The 3,252-nt window shown below is 31.8% G+C and carries 1 protein-coding gene; it reads right to left on the bottom strand.

What is annotated here, in order from left to right:
• The coding region (locus MBCUT_RS10205; protein ID WP_157082591.1) for a beta strand repeat-containing protein at window positions 1-2,985 on the bottom strand (2,985 nt) is incomplete at its 3' end.
• Window positions 2,986-3,252: the final 267 nt, after the last annotated feature.

Here is a 3,252-nt window from a genome sequence, read left to right on the forward strand (position 1 = left end):
ACCAAACTCTTTGAAAAAGGTACCATTCCAATAAACACCATTCATAGAAGGCAATAAATCAGAACCAGAACTATCACTAGAACCATTCAAATACACAGTGTAGTTGAAGCTTAATAAATCACCAACACCATAATTAGTACTAAGATCACTAATATTAGTAATACCAAGAACATAGTAATTATTCACAACAACATTAGTCAAACTTGGGACACCATTAAAACCCCAATAATTATAATCAGCATCAACAACAGCAGGAGAAGCACTATCCTTATAAATAGTACCAGTAGGCTGATTTAAAAATGCATTATAATTTATAATAACGTTAACATTACCATTAGAACCAGTAGTTACATAAATAGCCTTACCATTAGATGCAATGTTATTTACAAAGATAGAGCTACTAATATCAACACTAACAGTACCATTAATCCAAGTAGTTACATAAGTTGCTCCACCATTATTAGTTGCGATGTTGTTTATAAAACTGGAATTAACAATATCGGCAATAACATTGCCATTAGTACCAGTAGTTAGAAAAATTCCTCCGCCATTAGCTGCGGTGTTGTTTATAAAACTGGAATTAACAATATCGGCAATAACATTGCCATTAGTACCAGTAGTTAGAAAAATTCCTCCACCATTAGTAGTTGCGGTGTTGTTTATAAAACTGGAACTATGAATATCAGCACTAACATTACCATTATTATTAGTTGTTACATAAAGTCCTCCGCCATTAGCTGCAGTATTATTTATAAAACTGGAACTATGAATATCAACATTACTGTTAGTATTACTAGTTGCATAAAGTCCTCCGCCATTAGCTGCAGTATTATTTATAAAACTGGAACTATGAATATCAGCACTAACATTACCATTATTATTAGTTATATAAAGTCCTCCGCCATTAGCTGCAGTATTATTTATAAAACTGGAACTATGAATATCAACATTACTGTTACCACTACCAGCTGCATAAAGTCCTCCACCATTATTAGTTGCGGTATTATTTATAAAACTGGAATTAACAATATCAGCACTAACATTACCATTAGTACCAGTAGTTAGAAAAATTCCTCCGCCATTAGCTGCGGTGTTGTTTGCAAAACTGGAATTAACAATATCGGCAATAACATTGCCATTAGTACCAGTAGTTAGAAAAATTCCTCCACCATTAGTAGTTGCGGTGTTGTTTATAAAACTGGAATTAACAATGTCAGCACTAACATTACCATTATTATTAGTTGTTACATAAAGTCCTCCGCCATTAGCTGCAGTATTATTTATAAAACTGGAACTATGAATATCAACATTACCGTTAGTATTACTAGTTGCATAAAGTCCTCCGCCATTAGCTGCAGTATTATTTATAAAACTGGAACTATGAATATCAGCACTAACATTACCATTATTATTAGTTACATAAAGTCCTCCGCCATTAGTTGCGGTATTATTTATAAAACTGGAACTATGAATATCAACATTACTGTTACCATTACCAGCTGCATAAAGTCCTCCACCATTATTAGTTGCGGTATTATTTATAAAACTGGAATTAACAATATCAGCACTAACATTACCATTAGTACCAGTAGTTAGAAAAATTCCTCCGCCATTAGCTGCGGTATTATTTGCAAAACTGGAATTAACAATATCGGCAATAACAGTGCCATTAGTACCAGTAGTTAGAAAAATTCCTCCACCATTAGTAGTTGCGGTGTTGTTTATAAAACTGGAATTAACAATATCAGCACTAACATTACCATTAGTACCAGTAGTTAGAAAAATTCCTCCGCCATTAGCTGCGGTATTATTTATAAAACTGGAATTAACAATATCGGCAATAACAGTGCCATTAGCATTACTAGTTGCATAAATTCCTCCACCATCGTTAGTTGCACGATAGTTAGGGTTATTGCTTGTATATGTTGTGTTGTAGTCGTTGTTAGTGAAATTAGAATTATTTACTTCTAGATTACTACTAGAATATATTAGATTATAGCTACCAAAACTTGTGGTTTTTTTACCAGTGCCACCATTTATGGTTATGGTTGTGTTTTTGTTGTAGTTTCTTGTCTCATTGTAGTTGTTGGTGTTGTTTTGGAAGTTGGATTGTGTGATAATTAAATCACCAGTGTTAACAATCATTGCATAAATATAACCAGTAGTTTGATCACCAATAACAAGTTCACCATTAGGATTGCGAATATCAATAATTATATTTTGGTCATTGTTCCAGTTGAATTCGCGGTTTATTGTTGTTTTTATTATGTTGTTTGTGAATTCTGATCTTGTGATATTAAGCCTACCTTTATTAACAATGAACCCAGAACCCACAACACTACTGTTATAAATTGTATTATTAAAATACAAAGTAGTAGTATTAGTATAAGGAACATTATGATACTGTTGGTAGTTTATGTTCATGTTATTGTTAATGAATGCTGAGTTAATGATGTTCATTTGTCCATTGTTACCAATAAGGTAACCAGATTCAAAACTATCATTTTCCAACACATCATTACTTGTATAAGTGGTGTTCTCACGAATATTAAACGATAAACTATTATCTGCGATTATAGAGTTTTCTATTGTTAGATAACCATTGTTATTTATCAGGAAACTATTATTACCAATCATTGCGTTTTTTATTGTTAGATTCTGTAGTGTTAGTCTCACACCTGAATTAATTGTGAATAACTTACTACCACCTCTTAGATCAAGAACCGTGTTGGCCTTATTGGTTCCTGTAATGGTTAAATTCTTATTTATTATTATGTCTTTGTTGTTGTTGCCTGAATAAATACCATCAGACAATATTATCTTATCGTTAGCTAGAGAGCTATTAACAGCACCACTAATACCACCATCAGTCGTATTAGTAATATTACGATCTGCTGCAAAACTAGTTGATAAACCAACCATTACCAACAAAGCAAAAAGCAACAATAAGACCATCACAAAAGACGTCTTTCTAAACTTATTCATAATATCTTTCACCTCATCATTAAAATATAATATATATCTCAACATACCATCCAGCTATATATCAAAAACTAAAAAAATGCTTAACAATCAACTACTAACTATTATCTTTATCAATAAATAGAAAAAATTTGTTAGTCATCTAAAGAACAGTTAGTATCCTATTAAACTATTAACTTTTAACTACTGGACAAACATACTTATAGCAATTACCCATATATAAAGATATCACTTCTACACACCCCAAAACAAAAACAAAGAGAAACCACA

The sequence above is a fragment of the Methanobrevibacter cuticularis genome (genome assembly GCF_001639285.1).
GTDB lineage: Archaea > Methanobacteriota > Methanobacteria > Methanobacteriales > Methanobacteriaceae > Methanobaculum > Methanobaculum cuticulare.